A 20852-nucleotide genomic window follows, 5' to 3' on the forward strand; every position below is an offset into this window, starting at 1 on the left:
AAGTGCCTCCTTCTGAATCCAAAAATTCCAAGGGAAAACTTTGGACTAAACCACTAGAATCCGAATGATTTCCTTAGTTCTAAAATCATTTTTCAAGTCAAATCTTTGTTGCACTCCTGCAAGAAGGCAAGACGTGGGTATGGGACTGCAAAAGACACGCAAAAATCAAACTTTGCAAATTAGGATTCTCTTTTCAATCGTGCTTACTCTATTTACTTTTGCACTATTTCAATCTCAAACGACAGCTTTTGCCTACATTAAAGATGAGCATGGGAACGCAGTAGAACGAGCGGAGGTAGATCTAAGCCAGTCCTCCAATGACCTGGTGGCCGACAAAATTGGCTATTTTCAATTTGTAAGATTAGATCCCGGCACCTACCAAGTAAACATTTCCAAGGCCGGACTAGAACCCCGACGAATCACCTTTACCATTGAACAAGGTGAAAAAAGAAAAGACCTGGGGGTGATCAGCATGCGCTCAGCCAACCACAGCACTGACTTAGGAATTTTAGTTCTGGACGATGCCATTGCCGATAGTGACGGATCCTTAGTACAACCCATGACCTCACTACTAAGTGCAAGACGTGATGTGTATCAAAAAAATGCCATGCTTGAACAAGGCATGTATAATTTTGTTCCAAGAGGGGTGGACAATCGCTACGAAGACATTTCCTTTAATGGAGTATCCATGTCGGATCCCATAGACGGCGTAGTAGATCCTATTCAATGGGGAGGATTAAGTGACATCACGAGGCGTCCTTCTGAAGTCTCTGACTATTTATCCTTTTCAAAATACAGCTTTGCAAATCTTGCGGGTTCCCTTTACTACGACACGAAAGCTTCTAATTTCAACAAAGAGGCTTCGATCACATATTCCTACCTCAATCGCAATTATAAAAACAGACTTCTAGCTTCTTATGCTAGTGGACTTTTCCCTAGCGGATGGGCCTTTGCTCTTTCTGTCAGCAAAAGATCAGGTAGCGATGGTGTGATTCAAGGAATTGAACAAGATTCCTACGCTTATTTCGGATCGGTTGAAAAGAAATTGTCAGACCGTTTTTCAATTAACTTTACAGCCTTTGGAGCTCCCACTCAAAGAGATACGTACAGCGCTAATACAAAAGAAGTGTACGATTTGATGGGTAAAAATTACAATGCATACTGGGGATTTGATGGAGGGAAAAATCGGAGTGCGCGTACTAGAAATTCCTTCATGCCTGTCTTCCAATTGCAATTTTACAATGGGGTCGGCGAGAGCAGCAATTGGAACAATACCTTATCGTATCAATACGGAAGAGACGCCCAAAGCCGTCTTTCCTGGAGAAATGCACCCAATCCCTACCCTACATACTATACAAACCTACCCAGTTATTACCGAACTATAAATGCACCCCCAGGAGATTTAGACCTGCTAGAACAGAGATGGAACGAAGACAATTCCTTTAATCAAATCAATTGGCAAGCTTTACGAACCCAAAATCAAAACCATTTGGAAGAAGGTGCTCAGTATATGGTAGTAGAGGATGTTCGTGACATCAAAAACTTTAATTTCGCATCGCATTTCGACACAAAACTAACCGATTTCTGGAATTTAAATTTGAACTTAAATTACCAAAATTTCGCTTCGAAGCATTACCAAGAAATAAACGATTTGCTGGGGGCAGAATTTGCGCTAAACCATTACGCTTCGAATGGTCATGAAAACTACGATTCCTCTAATCAAAACACGAGACTTACCGTAGGGGATCATTACAAATACGATTATTTGTTTTTTAAGAACAAAGCTAGCTTCAACCTGTCCACAGACGCTGAACTAAACAAATGGAATGTAATGGCCTCCGTTTTCATAAACTATACATCCTCTCAAAGAAAAGGCAATTACTTAAACCCCTATTACAGTAACTCAAAAGGATTAAGCAAGCGAATTGAAAATCTAGATGCGGGTGTGAAAGCAAGAGTTAGCTACAAACTAAATCCTAGAAGCCAACTCTCATACAATGCGATGCTTTACAGCGCTGCCCCTACCCTTACAGACCTGTTTGTCAACCCCCGCTTAAGCAACCTAGAAACGCCTGAAATAAGAAACCAAGTAGTGAGTTCCAACGAACTTCGCTATAACTATAGTAGCCAAGCCCTAAGAATTCGTGTGTCAGGATTTTGGAGTGATGTAAAAAATGGCACCGAAGTTTCAAGATTCTACACGGATCTTTACTCGCAAGGCACAAAAAACAACACAGAATCCTATGTAACCGAGATCTTATCCGGAGTTGAAAAGCGCTACAAGGGAATCGAGGTGGGAATCGAGGCGAGGATTATTCCAAATTTAAAACTCTTTGCCATCTCCAGTTTAGGAGAGTATACCATTGAGAACAATCCCACCGTGCTTCTAACCACCGAAAACGAAACCTCTGCCCAAGGATATCAAGACTTAGGCCCAGCCCAAATTAAAGATTATAAATTAGCAGGTTCCCCACAAACAGCAGCTACGCTAGGATTTAGATATAGCAATAAAAAACTTTGGTGGCTAGGCGGTTCGGCCAATTTTTTCGCAGACCATTACATGGACTTTTATGCAGCCAACCGAACTTCCGATTTTTACACCAATCCTCAAACAGGAAGTCATTACGAGCAAAGCACAGACAAAAATACAGGACTTGTAATTCCAGCAGCGCGTCCCTCTTCCATCTCACCTCTACTTTCCCAAGTCAAAATGGAAGATCAGTGGCTATTTAATTTGGATGCAGGAAAATCTTTTAGTGTGGGCCGCTATACCTTAGGGTTAAGTTTAAGCGTAATCAACGTATTCAATAACAGAGACTATATTTCTGGAGGCTATGAACAAATTAGAAACACAAACTATCCAGAGTCCCAAATAGATTCACAGAGATCAGAACCTCTCTTTGGAACCAAATTCTGGTATGACCGCGGTCGTACGTTCTTCGCAAATGTGTCGTTTAAGTTTTAATCGAATTTAGAGCCCATTCGACTCAAAGAGAATTTCAAGGTACTCATTTTTTGAAATCATTTCGGCTCCAAAGGTCTCCAAATGATTGGAGTGAATTTGACAGTCAATCAAATCGTATCTGTCGTGGTTAGATTGTACAAAGGTGATAAATGCGGCCTTGGATGCGTTGCTTACTTTTGAAAACATACTTTCTCCACAAAACACTTTACCCACGACTACGCCATAAAATCCACCAACAAGCTCCTCATCCTGCCAAACTTCAACACTCGAAGCTTTGCCCTCTCGATGCAGTTCTAAGAAACCACAGATCAGTTCTTCACTAATCCAAGTTCCGTCTTGATCCACTCTAGAGACCTCCATGCAAGCCCGCATAACCTCTTCAAAAGCCTGGTCCTTCGTAAAGGTAAATTGGTTCGAACTAATAACTTTCTTCATGGATTTAGATACATACAAATTCTTTGGAAAAAGTACGAATCGAGGATCTGGACACCACCATAAGATCTCTTCGCCAGGATTAAACCACGGAAACAGTCCAAGATTATACCCAAGCCAAAGCCTTTCAGAAGACAAATCACCTCCCATAGCAATAAGACCCCCTAAAGGGTGGTACTCTCTTGGATCCGGAAATCCTATTTCATCTTTCTTTAATGAAACCATAGAATAAAAAAATCCCACCAAAGATAGTGGGATTCAAATCAATTATTTTCTACTTTTTAGAAAGGTAAATCATCATCCTCTTCTTCGAAAGGATTTGCATTTTGCGATTCACTCTTCACTCCTTCTTCAAGTGGTGCAGCTTGAGTGGGTTCATTAAAATTGTCAGAAGCCAATTTTTCAATTCTCCAGCCAACAATCGAGTTAAAGTACTTAACTTCATTCTGAGGGCTTGTCCACTCTCTTCCTCTAAGGTTAATTCCAATTTTCACTTGGTCACCCTCGCTCACTGTATCTAGCAATGAGATCTTATCTTGCAAGAACTCAATACTAATAGGCTGCGGGTACTGCTCCTGCGTTAAAAGGATTAATTCTCTCTTCTGAAATCCACTGTTAAAAGTTTGGGTTTCAGAAAGTTTCTTCACTGTGCCTTGTAATTCCATAATCTAAAAACTTAATTCGGTAAAAATAGCAAAAACAAACTTAAAAAAATGAATTCAATACCTAGTATTTTGCAAATAAAAAAAATGAAAAAAAATTTGTTTTACAATTTAAAAATAAGCTATATTTGCACTCACAAAAAAGAAAAGAAGATCTTATAATAACTGCGGATGTGGTGTAATTGGTAGCCACGCCAGACTTAGGATCTGGTGCCGCGAGGCGTGGGGGTTCGAGTCCCTTCATCCGCACTATTTTAAAAATTTCTAATCACTTAGAAATTTTTTTTGCGAAAATAGCTCAGCTGGTAGAGCACAACCTTGCCAAGGTTGGGGTCGCGGGTTCGAGTCCCGTTTTTCGCTCAACTTCTACTTTGCCCTGGTGGTGGAATTGGTAGACACGCAGGACTTAAAATCCTGTGTCCGCAAGGACGTACGGGTTCAAGTCCCGTCTGGGGTACACAAAAAGACTGTTAATCAATGATTAACAGTCTTTTTTGTTATTGGGGGTGGCTGAAAGGGTGGTTTTAAAAATACTTATGGATCAAGAACAAAACTTATCTTTCTATTTAGACTTTTTCTGATGTTTTCTTTTTAACAAGATTTAATTTTTTCAATTACTATTGGTAAATACAGTAATTGAAGATTTAAGATTAAAATCATAAATTCAATTCTCCAAGAAATCTAAAAATTCTCCAAGAATTTTATCCCGGGAAAATTTCCGGAGAAATTAATTTTACAGAAAGCCCTATAATTCTGATGTAAGTTTGTTTTACAAAATTATTTCTTGATTCTCTAGAAAAATCAATTCTCCAAGAAATCTGGAAATTCTCCAAGGATTTTATCTTGGGAATTTCAGAGAGATATTTTTTTGTGGAAAATCCAGATAATCCTTATGTTCGCTTATTTTAGAAAATCAATTCTCCAAGAATTCTATTCAGAATTAGTTTTCAGCATAATGACTTTCTAAATCAAAGTAGACATAGATAGACTCTAAGAACAGACGTATCATAGAAAAAGCAAGAATCAAATTACGGTGAACTTCTAGGTCTGGGTCAGTGTAAATAATCTCCAAATTTTCTGCCCTAAGTTCACCATGTTGTATTTTTGAGTTAATCACATCATAATACTCTTTGCCAACCGCAGTAAATACCATCAGATACAAAATATCAAAGTAATCATCCAATGAAATGAAATTCGTTAGATACTGTATCATTCCAAAGCAAGCATTGTTACCTTTAATATTTGGTAAAGGGATTAACTTATTATTCTCATCAAGTAAGCCACTCCCAAAGGAAGCGAGCGACAGTATACTTGTCAAATAACCTAAGCGTCTAATATCAATTGCCTCCATCCCTTTGATTTCGAGTTCATCAGAGATTAATTGGTCAAATCGATACCGTTGTAATATTTTTGGAAATTCTTTCACATGCGTCTCAAGAATTGGAATGTTCAGGCTTGAACTCAGATCAAAAACACTTTTTTCTATTGCACCTTTTACATTTTCTCCAAGCAGAGCTTCTAAAGATCTTCTAGCGTCCTCTACGTTAGTTATATACCGTGTGTTAAAGCGATTTTTCGATTCCATAGTTAAGTTTTAGTTGAGGTTAATGTAATAAATTGCTAATTAATTGAAAAATCCTAATTTAAAAATCCGTAAATCCGTCTCAAAAGCCCTATTTTAGGGCTAAATCCTTTGTGGATCACGCTCGAGAATAAGTTGTGCTCCATCAAGCATTTTAACCAAAAAGTGTTGCAAAACGAGCAAATCTACCTCGAGCACTTCAGAAAACGCTTCCATTGACAAGTGAACTACTTGACTATTAAAGCATTCAAAATCCTTAAGGCTGTATTTTTCAAACGCGTCTCGAAAGATTGAAAACGGATCATGGTACTCCTGTTTCGAAAGCGACGCAAACATTAAATTAGAGGAAGGAATTAGAGGCTCAGAGAGTCTCCATTTATAAGTTTGCTTACTTAAAACAAAGCACGCTTTAAGAAAGGATCGCATGCAGAGATAGTTCCAAAAGACGTTGTACCCAATCGTAATCGGAGCACAGCTCGAAGAAAATGCAAAACGAAGCATTTCATTTCGTTGTTCTTTAAGCGTCACTAGGTCCTCCACACGAAAAAAGGCTCGCATCACAGACAACCAAGAGTCCAGTTCTACTCCCTCCCAAATCTTCGTTTCAAAATCAATTCTCTTTTTCTTCACGTTTTCTTTATTTTTGTGAAGTTCCTTAAATTCAGTCTAGTATTCTACAGAAAACGCTTGTATTTAACAAAAAACAAAATGTATTTTACCGGACCTCGAGAAAAGAGGATTCTTGAAGTGACGAAACAAGTAAGTCTGCTTTCTTTCTAGTACTTTCACCTGATTACGGAGCGAAGCGAGCGGAAAACGCACATTTCCATTCCCAAAATGAGCGTGTTATCGCCCTCTTTTGGTGTATTAGGAAGACAAGTGATTTTTGAAGAAAACAGAAATAATCACTGAAGCAATAGCCACGCTTTGCACTTTTTTCTAAAGGTTTTAAAGAGCCCTGTAAATTCAAATCTAGGTATGGCCTTATTTTCGCTGTTCACTCGTTTACATATTTTTATTACCGAATCAAATCCGTATTTTTGCCTTAATAAATTCGTGCATGTCTGATATCATACAACTTTTACCCGATCACGTCGCCAACCAAATTGCGGCGGGTGAAGTCGTGCAACGTCCTGCATCCATTGTAAAAGAACTTTTGGAAAACGCAATCGACGCACAAGCCACTAAAGTTGAGCTTATTGTACGAGAAGCAGGGAAGAATTTAGTACAAGTGGTTGACGACGGACTCGGCATGTCGGATTCCGATGCTAGACTCGCTTTTGAACGCCATGCAACTTCGAAAATAAAGAGTTCTGAAGATCTTTTTAAAATCAGTTCGAAGGGGTTTCGTGGAGAAGCATTAGCTTCAATTGCAGCGGTGGCTCAAGTGGAGCTAAAAACAAAGCAAAGACAGGCAGAAACAGGCACCAACCTATATATTGAAGGGGGCGGATTTAAATTTCAAGAACCCATCCAAACGCACGAAGGATCTAGTTTTGCGGTTAAGAATTTATTCTTCAACATTCCGGCAAGACGCAAATTCTTAAAAAATAACAACATTGAACTTCGTCATATTATTGACGAATTTCAACGGGTTGCACTTGCCCATCAAGACATAGAATTCGAACTGTATCACAACGACGAAATTATTTTCAGATTGCGTAAGGGCACCATGCTTCAACGGATCATTGAGATTTTTGGTCGAAAATTACAGCCCGTTTTGATTCCCATCAAAGAAGATTTAGATTGGATCAAGCTTAGTGGGTTCGTTTCGAAACCTGAAGGTGCAAAAAAGGTAAGAGGAGAACAGTTTCTTTTTGTTAACCATCGGTTTTTCAAGAGCCCTTATCTTAATCGGGCAGTACAAGATGCTTTTGAAGGGTTATTAATGCCTGGTTACCTTCCCTCCTTTTTTCTCTTCCTGGAAATTGATCCTGAGAAGATTGACATTAACATTCACCCTCAAAAAACAGAGGTCAAATTTGAAGATGAAAACCTCATCTTTGCTTTAATTCGTTCCACAATCAAAAAAGCTCTTGGCATTTACAACATTGCCCCTAGCCTAGATTTTGACCGAGACCCCAACCTAGATACATTTCTTGATTTCCAAAATAAGGGAGGCTCTAATGGATCGTCTGCTAGTGCTATGAACGAAAAGCCAGGTCACATTTCGGTACCTCGCGATTTCAATCCATTCCGTACAACAGATGCTGCTACTTCCGGCGAGATCGTCAATCTGCAAGAAATGTACGACACACCTCTGGAGGCAAAACCTTCAAAAATCAACTTATTCGAGGACGAAGAATTTGATGAAGACTTAATGCGACTTCCTAATGGGTACTGGCTTTTCAATCAAGGAGACAAAACCTTGATGCTAGACCTTGGAAGAATGCATCGAATTCTTATTGCTCACAAAAACCAAGGCAAAAAAAGAAGCTCGGTCAGTCAACCGCTGTTATTTTCCTTAGAATATTTGATGAATGAGATTGAGAAACTCAAATACAAATCCTTTAAAAAGCATTTGCCTTCCTTAGGATTTGAGATGACCCTTGCCCATGAAAACACGCTTCGAATTGATGCTGTGCCAGAGGGTTTAAAAGAAAGTATGGTCATCAAATTTCTAGAAAACTTATTTGAAAAATTGGAATACAAAAGTGAGGAAGAGTTCCTCTCTCAGTACCAATACCAATGGGATAAGATCCATTCCAAATCTCGTTTTGATTTCCTATATAAATACGAAGCAGAAGCACTAATCAAGGAATACATTGCGATTGGATTCCCAACCTATACTCCAGGAGGTAAAAAATGTTACATTGAGCTCCCTCTTGATGAGTTAAAAACTAAATTTTAAAGCATGTTTAAAAACATCCCGCCCCTTACAAGAAGCATCATTATAATCAATATCGTTGTTTATCTCCTTAGTAATTTACTTTTCGGCGGAAAACTTTACGACTTACTCTCGGCCTACTATCCTTTTTCTCCTAATTTCCATTCGTGGCAAATCGTAACCCACATGTTCATGCACGCACCCATGGGAGAAGGAATTGGCCTTACCCACATTCTCTTTAACATGTTCACTCTTTGGAGCTTTGGTCCCGTATTAGAACAAGTCTTGGGAGAGAAAAAATTCCTAATCCTTTACTTCGTAAGTGGACTAGGTGCTTTTATTCTCTTCAACGTATGGAATTTTTATGAAGTAAACACAGTAGTAACCCAATTGCAAACACAGGGAGTCGACGTAGCTGAGGTGTTTCGAAAAAGCGCCCAAGGGTATCGTGGAGATATGAGTGTGTTTAACAATCCTGACGCCCTGCTTCTAGGCCAAATGCTGAATGGGAAAATGCTTGGTGCATCCGGTGCTATTTTTGGCGTAGTCGCTGCATTTTCGACCATGTTTCCGGATGCGAAATTGGTCTTCTTGTTTATCCCTTTTCCTATAAAAGCAAAATATTTATTCCCCATTATCTTAGTCGTTTCACTCTATTTAGGATTTAGTGGATCCATGGGAGGAGTTGCCCATTTTGCTCACATTGGAGGTGCAATCGTCGGATTCTTGCTTGCCTTGTACTTTAGAAAAAACCACATTCAAAGATGGCATTAATTCGAGCGGCCCTCACCTTTGTCCATTTCTGCATTGTCGTTTTGATGCTAGGTACGCTATTAAATGACTATATAGCTCCTAAAACGTTAGGCTATTTAAACTTGTTATCTCTGTCCTTCCCTATTCTTTTGATTTTCCATGTAGTGCTCACGCTCTTTTGGATCGTACTCTGGAAAAAAAGGGCGGTTGTTTTTATTCTTCTTTCGCTATTCTTTCTAAAACCGGCTCAGCGTATTGTAAATTACAACCCGTCGGTTTCTGCTGAAGGAGAAATCAAGATTATCACCTTTAACACTAAAAATGGAATAGAAGCCACGGACAACCCCAAAACAAGCGTCAAAGACTATCTGAATAGTCAAAATGCAGACATTGTCATCGTGCAGGAAGATCACACGAAATTCGATTCAGAAAACCTAATCACTCAAGGAGGTACTCAACTATTTTCTAAGTACAAAATTGTAAATCAGGAAACCTTAATTACAGACGGATCAAATTCTCACGCTTTTTACGCTGACCTTGATATAGAGGGGAAAATCGTACGTATTGTTAATGTTTATCTTCAACCCTTTCAACTTCAAAAATCGATGGTAAAACCCTCGGGGGATGCAGCTGTAGATCAAGCGAAGGCAAAAAAACTCATTTTCCGCCTCGTCCCTACCTTTAAAGCGCACCAAAGCCAAGTACAGCAAATTCGTCGAGCGATTGATGAGTCTCCCTACCCTGTCATTATAGGAGGAGATTTCAACTCCGTTCCAAATTCATGGGAATACTATCATTTGGTCGAAGGCCTGCTCGATCCCTTCTTAGAAGTAGGACATGGAAGTGCCACCAGTTTTCACGATTATAAATTTCCAATTCGAATCGATTATCTATTTCACTCGAACTCTGTAAAAGCAAGAAGTTATAAGGTGGATCGAAGTGTTCACATCTCGGATCACTTTCCGGTCATTGCTACATTTGACATTAAGTAATCAGATTCAGAAACTCCATATAAAAAGCGGCTTCTTTAAACAAGAGGCCGCTTTTTTATCTTCAAGAAAAGGATTCTATTTCTTTTCGTACTCTACTACTGCACGTATGAAAGCTTCTGCATTTTCCACTGGAATATTTGGCAGAATACCATGACCTAGATTCGCGATATACCTCTGTGTTCCGAAGCGATCAATCATTTCATGAACCATTTTTCGGATCATCTCAGGTGAGGAGTGAAGTCTAGCAGGATCAAAGTTCCCTTGGAGCGTCATATTTGGGCCCACCAAAGCTCTAGCGTGCTCAGGAGTTAGCGTCCAATCGACACCTAGGGCAGAAGCTTTTGAAAGCGCCATTTCTTCTAGGGCGAACCAACATCCTTTTCCAAAAACAATCACCTGGGTCACCTCACTAAGTGCCTCTACAATACGGTTGATGTATTTCCATGAAAACTCCTGATAATCAGTCGGCGACAACATCCCTCCCCAAGAATCAAAAATTTGAACCGCAGAAACTCCTTTCTCTACTTTTCTCTTGAGATACTTAATCGTTGTTTGCGTAATTTTCTCTAACAATAGGTGAGCTGCCTCAGGGTGTTGAAAACAAAAAGATTTTGCAATATCAAAGGCTTTGGAACCTTTTCCTTCCACACAGTAGCATAAAATAGTCCAAGGCGATCCCGCAAATCCAATCAGTGGAACTTCATTGTCTAATTTCTCTAAGGTCATCTCGATCGCATCAAAGACATACCCTAAGCTTTCATCCACATCGGGTACTTGAACCGCTTCTACTTGTGCCATCGTGCGAATCGGGTTCTCTAACCAAGGACCCACTGATTCTTTCATTTCAAAATTAATCCCCATCGCTTGAGGCACAACCAAAATATCGGAAAACAAAATCGCAGCATCAAGTGGAAACCTACGAATCGGTTGAACCGTAATTTCAGAGGCAAGCTCTGGACGTTGACAGCGTGTAAAGAAATCGTATTTCTCCCGTAGCGCAATGAACTCAGGCAAATAGCGTCCTGCCTGTCTCATCATCCAAACCGGCGGTCTCTCCACCTGTTCACCCCTTAGGGCCTTAAGGAACAAATCATTTTTAATCATAATGGGCTTATTTCGTATGCGAAAGTTCTCGAACTAAAACCTTCATCAGGTCTTCGAAATTGCTTTCCATACTTGTATTTATCTTGTTTTGAGTATATTTTCTTAATTCTTTTTCGGTGGTGAGACCGATTGAAAACAATTTCTTGTTTTCAAGACTATTGTGCTCCACAAAACTTCGCACCCCACTGGGTGAAAAAAAGACTAGCACTTGGTACTCCTTTTCTACTTTTGGATGTAGGAGTTCGGTTTGGTACACCGGAATTTGTCGGTAGCTAAAATTTTGTAGGGGTAATGAGGAATCTAAAATCGTTAGGGATAAGGTTCCGCAAAAATGCAAAAACTTTTCCCCTTGAGCGTTCTCGACTAGAAACTCTCGAAGTTCTTGCGCATGGCGCTTTACTTTGTAGGTACCAAATCCATATTTGCGAAGTGCATTTTTCGTCTTAGGACCTACGGTGTAAATACGATTGTACCAACGATTTGTGAACACTTCATTGGGTTTAAAACCATTTTCAAAAAAGGAATCTACGCCGTTCACACTCGTAAATATTAGGGAGTAATCTTTCAAGTCAAAGGGTTCGACTTTAAGAGGCGTCGTTTTAATTACTTCTACAAAATCATAGGAAAACTGATCCCCAAGAGACTTGGCGATCAGTTTTCGATCTAGATTTTTTTTTGTAAAAAGTATGTTCATTCTAAAAACTCCTTATCCCTATTTATAAAGTTCCACCCAATCTTGGTTTCACTTCTTCCATAATTTCTTTTGCACCCGCATTAAGGAAGGTTTGCGCCAGCTTAACCCCCTGCTCTCTTGGGTTTTCCTTGGACAAGGTCTCTTCGATATCGATGCAATTGCGTCCGTTAAGGGTGCATATTCTCCCTTGAAAACGAACGTCTTCTTCAATGATCTCTGCGTACGCACCAATCGGTGCTGTACACCCACCTTCTAAAGTTTGAAGAAAGGCTCTTTCTATTTCAACGCAAATTTGGGTGTCGGGATCGTTTATTCCCTGTAGAATTTCTTTTATTTCTAAATCCTCCTTGCGAGCAGTGACTACGACTACACCTTGTGAGGGTGCGCTTAGCATGAAAGGCAGCTCTTCAAATTCTACTTTTAGATCCAGCCTTGCGAGACCGGCTTTTGAGAAAAGCGTGGCATCCGCCAGACCGCCTTCAATTTTATCCAGTCGTGTCTGAACATTTCCGCGAATATCAACAAAGCTCGTGTCGGAGAATTCTGCCAACCAAAAGGCTCGTCTTCTAAGACTGCTCGTGGCAAGGGTCAACTCTTCCAACCGTTTGCTTTTTGCATTTTGACTCCTCACCAAAACATCTTGATGATAATCTCTCTTTAAGAAAGCTACAAGCTCTAGTCCCTCTGGAAGTAAAGTGGGTACATCTTTTAAAGAGTGCACCGCAATATCAATTTCTTTATTCAAAAGGGCGGTATCAAGATCGCGTGTAAACACGCCTGTAATGCCCATTTGATACAGAGGTTGAGTTAATTGCTTATCGCCCTTCGAGAGAATCGGAGTAATGTCTGTTTTAAAATTCCGATTCTGCAAATGCCTCGCCACTTCTCTCGCTTGCCAAAGAGCCAGTGGAGATTTACGTGTGCCAATTTTAATGCTTTTCATTGAATTCTTTATTTGGTTGTTCCACAAACATTTCGTGCATAAGATCACTTACTTCGCTCGCCCGAGACGGGTTGTCTATGATGTACTTTGCAAAACGATTCGTGATCTTTTGAATCATCTTATCTGTGAGCTCCATATCGTCTACGGCAATGTACCGATGCTTTTTATGGATGCTGTGCATCTCATGGCGTTCCATGTTTTTCAACATGGCTTTAAAGTCATGAATGGTGGGAGCAAGCGTCCGCTTCTTCTCCCAATCAATGAAATCACTCGTCATTCCTTTAATAATTTCTTCAGCCTTTGGAATTTCTTTCTTTCGCTGCTCCATGGTTTCTTGTATATGGTTTGAAAGAATATCCACATCCACAAGTTCTACTCCCTTAATTTCTTTGACTTCCGAATCCACATTGTTTGGAATCGAAAGATCGATCACGAGCATAGGTTTGTTTCCAGAAAAATGAGACTTCTTAATAATCGGCGTTTTTGCGCTCGTGGCGACAATTAAAATGTCTGTTTCAAGAAGCTCTTTGGAAAAATCCTCAAATTCCACATAAGGAATCTGGTATTTTTGCGCTATTTTCTCTGCAATCTCGTTGGTACGGTTGGCAATCTTTACTTTAGGTTGGTAAATGTGCTTTACCAAATTCTCTACGGTATTCTGTCCAATCTCTCCAACCCCTAGCAAAAGGATGTTTTTTCCAGAGAGCTGGGTTTGGGAATTCAAAATATAATGGACCGCTGCGTAGGATACACTTGCGGCACCATTGGAAATTCCGGTTTCGTTTTTTATTCGCTTCGAAATCTGAATCGCCGAATTAATCGCTCGTTCAAGATACGGATTTGATTTCGATTTCTCTTTTTTGAATCGGTTGTATGCGTTTTTGATTTGACCAATAATCTCAAAGTCTCCCAGAATCTGACTTTCTAGACCCGCCGCTACACGAAAGAGGTGGTTGAGCGCATGCTTCTCTTTTAGAACTTCTGCATATTTCATAAAATCCGTCAATTCTACGTCGACTGATTTGCAATATTGCTCCGCAATTAAAAGGTAGTTAGGAGTGGTGGTATAGATTTCGGTTCGGTTGCAGGTAGATACCACGAAAGCATCGCCAAGGTTTTCCGAATGAATTCGGTCAACAAATTCTTTGACATGCTGGTCAAAAAAAGCAAATTTACCCCTGGTTTTCGCATCGGCTTTTTCAAAACTGACACTTAACACCGCAAAATTAGAGGTCTGATGTATGTTATTATTTTGTGGCATAGTAAACAAAGGCAAATTTAGGGCTTTTTTAATTAATAAACCCATGACGAAAGTCACTCCGAAATTCCGATTCGTGGATATTGCTAGGACTCTTTGCCCTGAGTAAACTTTAATAAAACTTTAACCAAATATTGATTGTATCGATTCTTATAATGGGTCTAAATTTATATCTTTGTAACCTTAATATTTTTATCGAAGAAGATGGGTTTATTTGATATGTTCACACAAGAAATCGCAATCGATTTAGGAACAGCTAACACACTGATTATCCATAACAACAAAATTGTTGTGGACCAACCTTCGATTGTCGCTATCGAGCGTCAATCCGGGAAGCCAATTGCCGTAGGGGAACAGGCCAAACACATGCAGGGGAAAACGCACGAGGACATCCGCACGATTCGTCCACTAAAGGACGGGGTTATTGCAGACTTCCATGCCTCTGAGCATATGATAAAAGAATTCATTAAAAAAATTCCTGCCATCAAAGGCAAGCTTATACAACCTGCGCTTAAAATTGTAATTTGTATTCCTTCAGGGATTACAGAGGTAGAGAAAAGAGCCGTACGAGATTCTGCGCAAAAAGTAAATGCAAAAGAAGTTCGTTTGATTTACGAACCCATGGCTGCCGCCATCGGTGTAGGAATTGATGTTCAAAAGCCGGAAGGAAACATGATTATCGACATAGGCGGTGGAACGACGGAAATCGCAGTAGTCGCCTTAGGAGGGATTGTTTGTGATAAATCCGTAAAAATCGCAGGAGATGTCTTTACTAGTGACATTGCTTACTATCTTAGAACACACCATAATCTTTACATTGGAGAAAGAACGGCTGAACGTGTTAAAATCGAGGTAGGATCTGCCGTGGAAGAACTTGATGTAGACATCGATGATATTCCAGTTCAAGGGCGTGACCTTATTACAGGGAAACCAAAAGAAATCATGGTCGGGTACAAAGAAATTGCAAGAGCGCTTGACAAATCTATTGTTCGTATTGAAGATGCCGTGATGGAAACGCTTTCCTTAACGCCACCAGAACTTGCAGCCGATATTTACAAAACAGGTATTTATCTTGCAGGAGGAGGTGCTCTCTTAAGAGGCCTTGCAGACCGTTTGCACCGCAAAACAGGCCTGCCTGTTTTCGTAGCAGAAGATCCTTTAAGAGCCGTAGTAAGAGGAACTGGGATTGCACTGAAAAACATGGATAAATTCAACTTTTTGATTCGCTAATCATACTAATTTGACTTTTTGGGGATGGGATTTTTGTTAAGATTAATTTCGAAGAATGCACTGTTCTTCTTTTTTCTGGTCTTGCAAGTAATCGCACTTGTCCTAGTGTTTACCCGCAATTCTATGCAACAAAGCTGGATTGCCGGTCAAACCACAGCATTCAATTCGACGGTCTCTGGATTTGTCGACGAAGGGACTTCCTATTTGAAACTAAAGCAAATTAACGATCGCCTTGTCGCGCAGAACAAGTCCCTACTCCAAGAGCTTTATGGGAACCAAAACGCCGACCCTGCGATTCTCAAAACGATCCGAGATACGACTGGAATTGCCCAAGCATACACCATTGTGGACGGGGATATCGTATACAATAGCATCAATCGACAGGATAACTATTTCACGATCAACCGAGGCAAACTTCATGGGGTTAAACCTAAAATGGGAGTCATTGCTCCCAAAGGGATTGCAGGGATCGTCGTGAATACGACAGATCACTACGCTTTGGTTCAATCTGTTTTAAGCACAAACAAGATCAAAATTAATGCGGCACTGAAAAACTCACAGTATTTCGGAACCCTTACCTGGAGAGGTGAAGATTCTAGAATCATGCATTTGCAAGACGTCCCGAAATACGTTCCTTTGCTCGTGGGAGATACCGTAGTAACCGACGGAAAATCCGCGATCTTCCCTCAAGGGGTTATGATTGGCACCGTGGCCGGTTACCAAGTAGATCGCAAGACAGGGTTTTGGGACATCGCCGTGGAACTCAGCGAAACCATGGGGAATCTAAATAAGATCTATGTCGTTGAAAATTTAAAGAAAGTAGAAGTTGCAAAAATTCAGGACACACTAAAAGTACAAATGTCAAGAGATGATTAGTAGAAGTATTTTCACCGACATTCTTTCCATTGTGGTGCTCGTCGCACTTCAAATCTTCGTGCTAAACCGAATTACGCTGGCCGGAAAATATACCCCTGTCCTATATCCGGTCTTTGTCATGTTTTATCCTTTCTTTCGAAACAAGTACCTTTTTCTGGTTTCAAGTTTTATCCTAGGTCTTTGCATTGACGCCTTTTTAGGCACTTGGGGAATTAATGCCTTTGCCACCACGCTGATCGCCTATTTTAGGACAATCATCTTTCGAACCTCAACAGATACCTCAACAGATTTCTTCTCCTTTCAAACCTTGCAATGGAGTCAATTCCTCTTCTTTATTTTTTCAAGTATCTTTGTTCATCAATTTACCGTTCAAACTATTGAATTCTTTAAATTCTCTCGAACGATAGAAATTTTATTAAACATTTTAGCAAGTAGCTGCATTTCGTTTGTCTTTATATTGATATACGCTTTGGCTTTTAGAATCAAACAAAAAGTGTGAGGTCCCAGTATTTAAAAATTTCTCTTTTTCTCCTTTTTCTCGTTATTGCCTTTATAGCGAGGCTCGCGTACTTACAACTTTTCACCGATCGTTACGCCCTAAATGCGGCCAATACTTCGATTAAAAAGGAATACATTATTCCTCAAAGGGGGGTTATTTTTGATCGCAATGGGAAAATACTCGTGGGCAATCAACCTTCTTACGAAATCTCCTTTACTCAAGCTCTTTTAAAACCTGATTTTGATACCCTTGGGTTCTGCCAGCTAATGAAAATCAGTAAGCCTCGATTTATTTCAATTCTAGATTCAGTCAAAAAAGAGCGCTACTATTCTCGAATGACTCCTATCACCTTTAAGAAAAACATTAGTCGGGACGAAATTGCTAGAATTCAAGAAATCATTTTTAAATACCCTGCCTTTAGCATTATAGAAAGGCCTCAGAGACAGTATGAAGTGGGTACTTCCGGAAACTTGTTAGGGTACACCAACGAGGTTAATGACAATGACATTAAGAAAGACTCTCTTTATTATTTGCCCGGAGACAATATCGGAAAATCAGGGGTTGAAAAATCGTATGAAAAGGAACTCAGAGGAACCAAAGGGATCCACTACATTCAAAAAGACATTCGACTTCGAAACATCGGTCCCTACAAAGACGGAGATCTAGATGTCGATGTCGTGACCGGAAAAGACTTAACTCTCACCATCGATTACGACTTGCAACGAATTGCAGAAGAAATGCTGGTCAATAAAAGAGGGGCCATTGTGGCCTTAGATCCAAACACTGGAGAGATTTTAGCCCTTGCAACGGGTCCGGATATCAACCCGAATTCTTTCACTGGACCTGGCAAATCCAAACAGATTAATGCGCTACTAAACGACACGTTTAACAAGCCCATGTTTGACCGCTCCACCCAGTCTGCCCACATGCCCGGCTCTACTTTCAAAATGTTTACCGCGCTCGCTGCTATGCAAATGGGAGTAATGGATGAAAATACAATTTTTCCATGCGGGGGAGGATTCAATTACAAAGGTCTTCGAATTCGAGGTCACGGGGGAGCCGATCCCTTAATCCCCTCCATTCAGGTCTCCAGCAACTGCTATTTTTCTTATGCTTATCTCGCCATTATCAACAAATACCCTGGCAACCCTTCAAAAGGCGTAAACGAATGGAAGAAAATAATGGAAAGTTTTGGTTTTGGACAATACCTTAACAACGATTTAGCCACAGGAGCCAAGGGACAAATTCCTAGCGGTGAATTTTACGAAAAACGAGCAAAAACGAAAGTTTGGAGTCCTCTTTCCACAGGAGCCGTCTTTAATGGAATGGGACAGGGCGATGTCATGCTTACTCCCCTTCAATTGGCCAACGGAATTGCAGCGATTGCGAACAAGGGATTCTATTACACGCCCCATATCGTCAAGTCCATTGACGGCAAACCAAATCCGGATCCCCGATTTAAGGTAAAACATAAGACCCTAGTGGATCCCAAACATTACGATCCGATTTTAAAAGGAATGGAACAAGTGGTTTTAGCCGGTACCGGACGAGGACTAAAGACAAATGAATTTACTCAGCTCGCAAAAACGGGAACGGCCCAAGTACCACAAGGGAAAGACAATTCCGTATACGTGTTAATTGCTCCCAAAGAAAAGCCGCAAATTGTGGTGATTGCTCTTATAGAACATGCGGGCTTTGGCTCCACGTGGGCAGGTCCTGCCAGTACGATCATTGCAGAAAAATATTTGACAGGTACCATTAAAAGAGAATACCTCTACGACCGCATGATCAACGCGAGCTTTATGGGGGAATACCGAAGACAATGGGTTGAAGAGCAAAAGCGCAAAGGTCTCTACAAAGAACCGAGCAAAGACTCTCTGCAAATTGTCCAGATTCAGGACAGTCTTCGTTTTATCAAAAACAAAGCGCATCGTGAGAGACTACTCTACCGTCGAGATTCCCTACTCACCCGATTCAACGAACGCAAAACTTCTAAAAAGTAGGTTATGAAGTGGACTCAAGGATTAGACAAACTCGGAATTACGCTGTATCTTTTAATCAGCTCCTTTGCCATTGCGAATATCTACAGCGTGGATCCCGCATTAGGTAAAAAGCAGTTCTTTTTCTTTTGCATTTCCCTTTTTGTGGGAATCTTGATTTTCATTACCCGAACCAAGTTCTTCGAAAATATGTCAAGTGTTTTCTACCTGCTTGGACTTGTTCTGCTCGTAGGACTTTTCCCTTTTGGAACCGAGATTCTTGGACAGAAAAACTGGTATCGATTCGGAAGCTTTACCATGCAGCCTGTCGAATTTTCAAAGATAGGCACCGCCCTTATGCTTGCTCATTACGTTTCTGGACCCAATTTCAATATCAAGTACGGCAAAAGCCTTCGAACCGCCATTGCGATTGTGGCAATACCAGCCCTTGTTGTACTCGCAATACCAGACGTCGGTTCACTTCTCGTCTTTGGCGCCTTTTTCATCGCGCTCTATCGAGAAGGGCTAAGCGGTTGGCTCTTTGGTGTTGTTGGTATTCTAGCGGCCGTCTTTTTAGTTTCTATCGCGGTTAATCCTCTCTATGTGGTTTTAGGTCTATTCCTATTAACAGCCATTTTAATCATGCGCTACTACGGTAAAATTCGGTGGAACATTTACACCTTTGCAAACATTGGCGGCTCTCTTGCGGTTCTTTGCGGTTTGGCCTTCGCCACACCTACCGTTTTAGAAAAACTACCGAAGCACCAACGGGAAAGAATTGAAGTACTCTACAAAGGGGAAAGAGCGTTTCGCGATACTTCAGGGTACAACTTACTCTATTCAAAAACAGCCATTGGGTCGGGCGGATTTTGGGGGAAAGGCTACAAGCAAGGGTCAGTCACGCAAGGCAAATTTGTACCGGAACAAGAAACCGATTATATTTTTTGTACGGTTGGAGAAGAATGGGGATTCTTTGGAAGTGCACTTTTGCTCATCGCATACGCCATCTACATTGCTAGGATCTACTACCTCTCAGAGAGACAAAAAAACCACTTTAACCGAATCTTTGGATATAGCTTTGCTTCCATCCTATTAATTCACTACGCAATCAACATCGGTATGGTGATGGGACTCTTTCCGACTGTGGGGATTCCGCTTCCTTACTTTAGTTATGGAGGCAGTTCACTACTCGCCTTTTCCATTATGACGGCTATCTTTTTTAAATTGAATTACGCGGATAAGAATAGTTTGGTATAGTAACCTATTAATCTAGATTTAAACTCATTTAAAATAAAGCAAAAAATATCCTGTCTTCTTTGGAAGACAGGATGAATTACAAATTTATTCAAAATTTAATTTTTCACAAGCAAACGGAACCCTTCTCCGTGTACGTTAATGATTTCTAAGCCTTCATCATCGCGCAGTAACTTTCTCAGTTTTGCAATGTAGACGTCCATACTTCGGGCTGTGAAATAGTTTTCCTTTTTCCAGATTTTTCGAAGCGCCAAGTCTCTCGGCATAAAGTCATTTCTATGAATACACAAAAGCTTCAATAAGTCATTTTCCTTAGGGGACAACTTATATTCTAAATCTCCTACTTTCAATTGTCTTAGCATTGAGTCGAAGTACGTATTGCTAATTTTAAACTGCTCCTGTTCTTCATTCTCAATGGTAGAAGAACGTTGTAAGATCGCTTTAATCTTGTAAAGAAGCAGTTCGGTATCGAAAGGCTTTGTAATGTAATCGTCTGCGCCGATTTGGTATCCTTTTAAAATATCTTCTCTTAAATTTCTTGCGGTCAGAAAAATAATGGGCGTAGACTTATCAATTTTCTTGACGTCTTCCGCTAAACTAAATCCATCTTTCTTTGGCATCATGACATCAAATATGCAAATGTCAAATTCATTCTCCGTGAACTCTTTTAACCCCTGCTCTCCGTCCGTAGCGAGCGTAACTTCGAAGTTATTAATCGTCAGGTAATCCTTTAGTACGGCACCAAAACTTTGGTCGTCTTCTACTAATAAAATTCTATTGCTCATATTCTTACTATTTTGTG

18 protein-coding genes and 3 tRNA genes are annotated in these 20852 nt (G+C 40.3%); 12 read left to right on the plus strand and 9 right to left on the minus strand.

The annotated features are described in order from the left end of the window. Nucleotides 1–172 precede the first annotated feature (172 nt). Nucleotides 173–2965, plus strand: a complete 2793-nt coding sequence (locus tag AC3IRX_RS06765; protein ID WP_489209143.1) for a carboxypeptidase regulatory-like domain-containing protein — start codon at nt 173–175, stop codon at nt 2963–2965. Nucleotides 2966–2971: 6 nt separating this feature from the next. Here AC3IRX_RS06765 and aat read toward each other — a convergent pair whose 3' ends face one another. Continuing rightward, on the minus strand, nt 2972–3622 hold the full coding sequence (gene aat / locus AC3IRX_RS06770) for a leucyl/phenylalanyl-tRNA--protein transferase (protein ID WP_489209144.1): 651 nt from the start codon (nt 3620–3622) through the stop codon (nt 2972–2974). A 56-nt stretch (nt 3623–3678) separates the two neighbouring features. Next, a complete protein-coding gene (locus AC3IRX_RS06775) occupies nt 3679–4062 on the minus strand; it encodes a DUF3127 domain-containing protein (protein WP_489209145.1) in 384 nt (127 codons plus the stop codon). Between the two features lie 164 nt (nt 4063–4226). On the opposite strand from AC3IRX_RS06775, the gene AC3IRX_RS06780 reads away from it, so the two are divergent. From AC3IRX_RS06780 to AC3IRX_RS06790, 3 genes are all read left to right on the plus strand, one after another. Next, a tRNA-Leu gene (locus AC3IRX_RS06780) sits at nt 4227–4308 on the plus strand. A gap of 38 nt (nt 4309–4346) precedes the next feature. Next, nucleotides 4347–4419 (plus strand) — tRNA-Gly (locus AC3IRX_RS06785). Between the two features lie 13 nt (nt 4420–4432). Then, nucleotides 4433–4516 (plus strand) — tRNA-Leu (locus tag AC3IRX_RS06790). Between the two features lie 483 nt (nt 4517–4999). Here AC3IRX_RS06790 and AC3IRX_RS06795 read toward each other — a convergent pair. Then, the gene (locus AC3IRX_RS06795) at nt 5000–5644 is read right to left on the minus strand and encodes a hypothetical protein (protein ID WP_489209146.1); all 645 of its coding nucleotides are present in this window, start codon (nt 5642–5644) and stop codon (nt 5000–5002) included. Between the two features lie 99 nt (nt 5645–5743). After that, nucleotides 5744–6271: a hypothetical protein gene (locus tag AC3IRX_RS06800; RefSeq protein ID WP_489209147.1), complete on the minus strand. Its 528-nt coding sequence runs from the start codon at nt 6269–6271 to the stop codon at nt 5744–5746. Nucleotides 6272–6701: 430 nt separating this feature from the next. Between AC3IRX_RS06800 and mutL the strand changes: the two genes are divergently transcribed. Genes mutL through AC3IRX_RS06815 form a run of 3 tightly spaced genes read left to right on the plus strand, consistent with a single transcriptional unit; the run spans nt 6702 to nt 10213 of the window. Continuing rightward, complete coding sequence (gene mutL, locus AC3IRX_RS06805) at nt 6702–8492, plus strand: DNA mismatch repair endonuclease MutL (RefSeq protein ID WP_489209148.1); 1791 nt, start codon at nt 6702–6704, stop codon at nt 8490–8492. A 3-nt stretch (nt 8493–8495) separates the two neighbouring features. Further along, the gene (locus AC3IRX_RS06810; RefSeq protein ID WP_489209150.1) at nt 8496–9242 is read left to right on the plus strand and encodes a rhomboid family intramembrane serine protease; all 747 of its coding nucleotides are present in this window, start codon (nt 8496–8498) and stop codon (nt 9240–9242) included. Beyond that, nucleotides 9233–10213: an endonuclease/exonuclease/phosphatase family protein gene (locus tag AC3IRX_RS06815; protein WP_489209152.1), complete on the plus strand. Its 981-nt coding sequence runs from the start codon at nt 9233–9235 to the stop codon at nt 10211–10213. The genes AC3IRX_RS06810 and AC3IRX_RS06815 overlap by 10 nt, the downstream gene beginning before the upstream one ends. A 75-nt stretch (nt 10214–10288) precedes the next feature. Here AC3IRX_RS06815 and hemE read toward each other — a convergent pair whose 3' ends face one another. The 4 genes from hemE to hemA are packed head-to-tail and all read right to left on the minus strand — an operon-like array spanning nt 10289 to nt 14215. Next, nucleotides 10289–11317, minus strand: a complete 1029-nt coding sequence (gene hemE, locus AC3IRX_RS06820) for a uroporphyrinogen decarboxylase (protein ID WP_489209154.1) — start codon at nt 11315–11317, stop codon at nt 10289–10291. A 7-nt stretch (nt 11318–11324) separates the two neighbouring features. Further along, complete coding sequence (locus AC3IRX_RS06825; RefSeq protein ID WP_489209156.1) at nt 11325–12011, minus strand: uroporphyrinogen-III synthase; 687 nt, start codon at nt 12009–12011, stop codon at nt 11325–11327. Nucleotides 12012–12033: 22 nt separating this feature from the next. Then, nucleotides 12034–12954 (minus strand): hydroxymethylbilane synthase, encoded by a 921-nt coding sequence (hemC, locus tag AC3IRX_RS06830; protein WP_489209158.1) that lies wholly within the window; start codon nt 12952–12954, stop codon nt 12034–12036. Then, nucleotides 12941–14215, minus strand: a complete 1275-nt coding sequence (hemA, locus tag AC3IRX_RS06835) for a glutamyl-tRNA reductase (RefSeq protein ID WP_489209160.1) — start codon at nt 14213–14215, stop codon at nt 12941–12943. Before hemA ends, hemC begins: the two co-directional genes overlap by 14 nt. Nucleotides 14216–14416: 201 nt before the next feature. On the opposite strand from hemA, the gene AC3IRX_RS06840 reads away from it, so the two are divergent. From AC3IRX_RS06840 to rodA, 5 genes are read left to right on the plus strand one after another with little or no spacing between them, the layout of a single operon-like run. Further along, entirely contained in the window at nt 14417–15442 is a 1026-nt protein-coding gene (locus AC3IRX_RS06840; RefSeq protein ID WP_459083130.1) for a rod shape-determining protein, read from the plus strand. Between the two features lie 24 nt (nt 15443–15466). Beyond that, complete coding sequence (gene mreC / locus AC3IRX_RS06845; protein ID WP_489209162.1) at nt 15467–16318, plus strand: rod shape-determining protein MreC; 852 nt, start codon at nt 15467–15469, stop codon at nt 16316–16318. Beyond that, the gene (mreD, locus tag AC3IRX_RS06850) at nt 16311–16817 is read left to right on the plus strand and encodes a rod shape-determining protein MreD (RefSeq protein ID WP_459083126.1); all 507 of its coding nucleotides are present in this window, start codon (nt 16311–16313) and stop codon (nt 16815–16817) included. Before mreC ends, mreD begins: the two co-directional genes overlap by 8 nt. Continuing rightward, nucleotides 16814–18820: a peptidoglycan D,D-transpeptidase FtsI family protein gene (locus tag AC3IRX_RS06855; protein ID WP_489209163.1), complete on the plus strand. Its 2007-nt coding sequence runs from the start codon at nt 16814–16816 to the stop codon at nt 18818–18820. Before mreD ends, AC3IRX_RS06855 begins: the two co-directional genes overlap by 4 nt. Before the next feature lie 3 nt (nt 18821–18823). Then, entirely contained in the window at nt 18824–20053 is a 1230-nt protein-coding gene (rodA, locus tag AC3IRX_RS06860) for a rod shape-determining protein RodA (RefSeq protein WP_489209164.1), read from the plus strand. Between the two features lie 95 nt (nt 20054–20148). On the opposite strand, the gene AC3IRX_RS06865 is transcribed toward rodA, so the two are convergent. Further along, on the minus strand, nt 20149–20835 hold the full coding sequence (locus AC3IRX_RS06865) for a response regulator transcription factor (protein ID WP_459111965.1): 687 nt from the start codon (nt 20833–20835) through the stop codon (nt 20149–20151). Nucleotides 20836–20852 lie beyond the last annotated feature (17 nt).

Source organism: Epilithonimonas sp. KH_059 (genome assembly GCF_057838485.1).

Bases quoted from the DNA above. Each gene is read 5' to 3' on its own strand.
- aat (WP_489209144.1), bottom strand. From the start codon at position 3,622: ATGGTTTCATTAAAGAAAGATGAAATAGGATTTCCGGATCCAAGAGAG.
- AC3IRX_RS06775 (WP_489209145.1), bottom strand. From the start codon at position 4,062: ATGGAATTACAAGGCACAGTGAAGAAACTTTCTGAAACCCAAACTTTT.
- AC3IRX_RS06795 (WP_489209146.1), bottom strand. From the start codon at position 5,644: ATGGAATCGAAAAATCGCTTTAACACACGGTATATAACTAACGTAGAG.
- mutL (WP_489209148.1), top strand. From the start codon at position 6,702: ATGTCTGATATCATACAACTTTTACCCGATCACGTCGCCAACCAAATT.
- AC3IRX_RS06810 (WP_489209150.1), top strand. From the start codon at position 8,496: ATGTTTAAAAACATCCCGCCCCTTACAAGAAGCATCATTATAATCAAT.
- AC3IRX_RS06815 (WP_489209152.1), top strand. From the start codon at position 9,233: ATGGCATTAATTCGAGCGGCCCTCACCTTTGTCCATTTCTGCATTGTC.
- hemE (WP_489209154.1), bottom strand. From the start codon at position 11,317: ATGATTAAAAATGATTTGTTCCTTAAGGCCCTAAGGGGTGAACAGGTG.
- AC3IRX_RS06825 (WP_489209156.1), bottom strand. From the start codon at position 12,011: ATGAACATACTTTTTACAAAAAAAAATCTAGATCGAAAACTGATCGCC.
- hemC (WP_489209158.1), bottom strand. From the start codon at position 12,954: ATGAAAAGCATTAAAATTGGCACACGTAAATCTCCACTGGCTCTTTGG.
- hemA (WP_489209160.1), bottom strand. From the start codon at position 14,215: ATGCCACAAAATAATAACATACATCAGACCTCTAATTTTGCGGTGTTA.
- AC3IRX_RS06840 (WP_459083130.1), top strand. From the start codon at position 14,417: ATGGGTTTATTTGATATGTTCACACAAGAAATCGCAATCGATTTAGGA.
- mreC (WP_489209162.1), top strand. From the start codon at position 15,467: ATGGGATTTTTGTTAAGATTAATTTCGAAGAATGCACTGTTCTTCTTT.
- mreD (WP_459083126.1), top strand. From the start codon at position 16,311: ATGATTAGTAGAAGTATTTTCACCGACATTCTTTCCATTGTGGTGCTC.
- rodA (WP_489209164.1), top strand. From the start codon at position 18,824: ATGAAGTGGACTCAAGGATTAGACAAACTCGGAATTACGCTGTATCTT.
- AC3IRX_RS06865 (WP_459111965.1), bottom strand. From the start codon at position 20,835: ATGAGCAATAGAATTTTATTAGTAGAAGACGACCAAAGTTTTGGTGCC.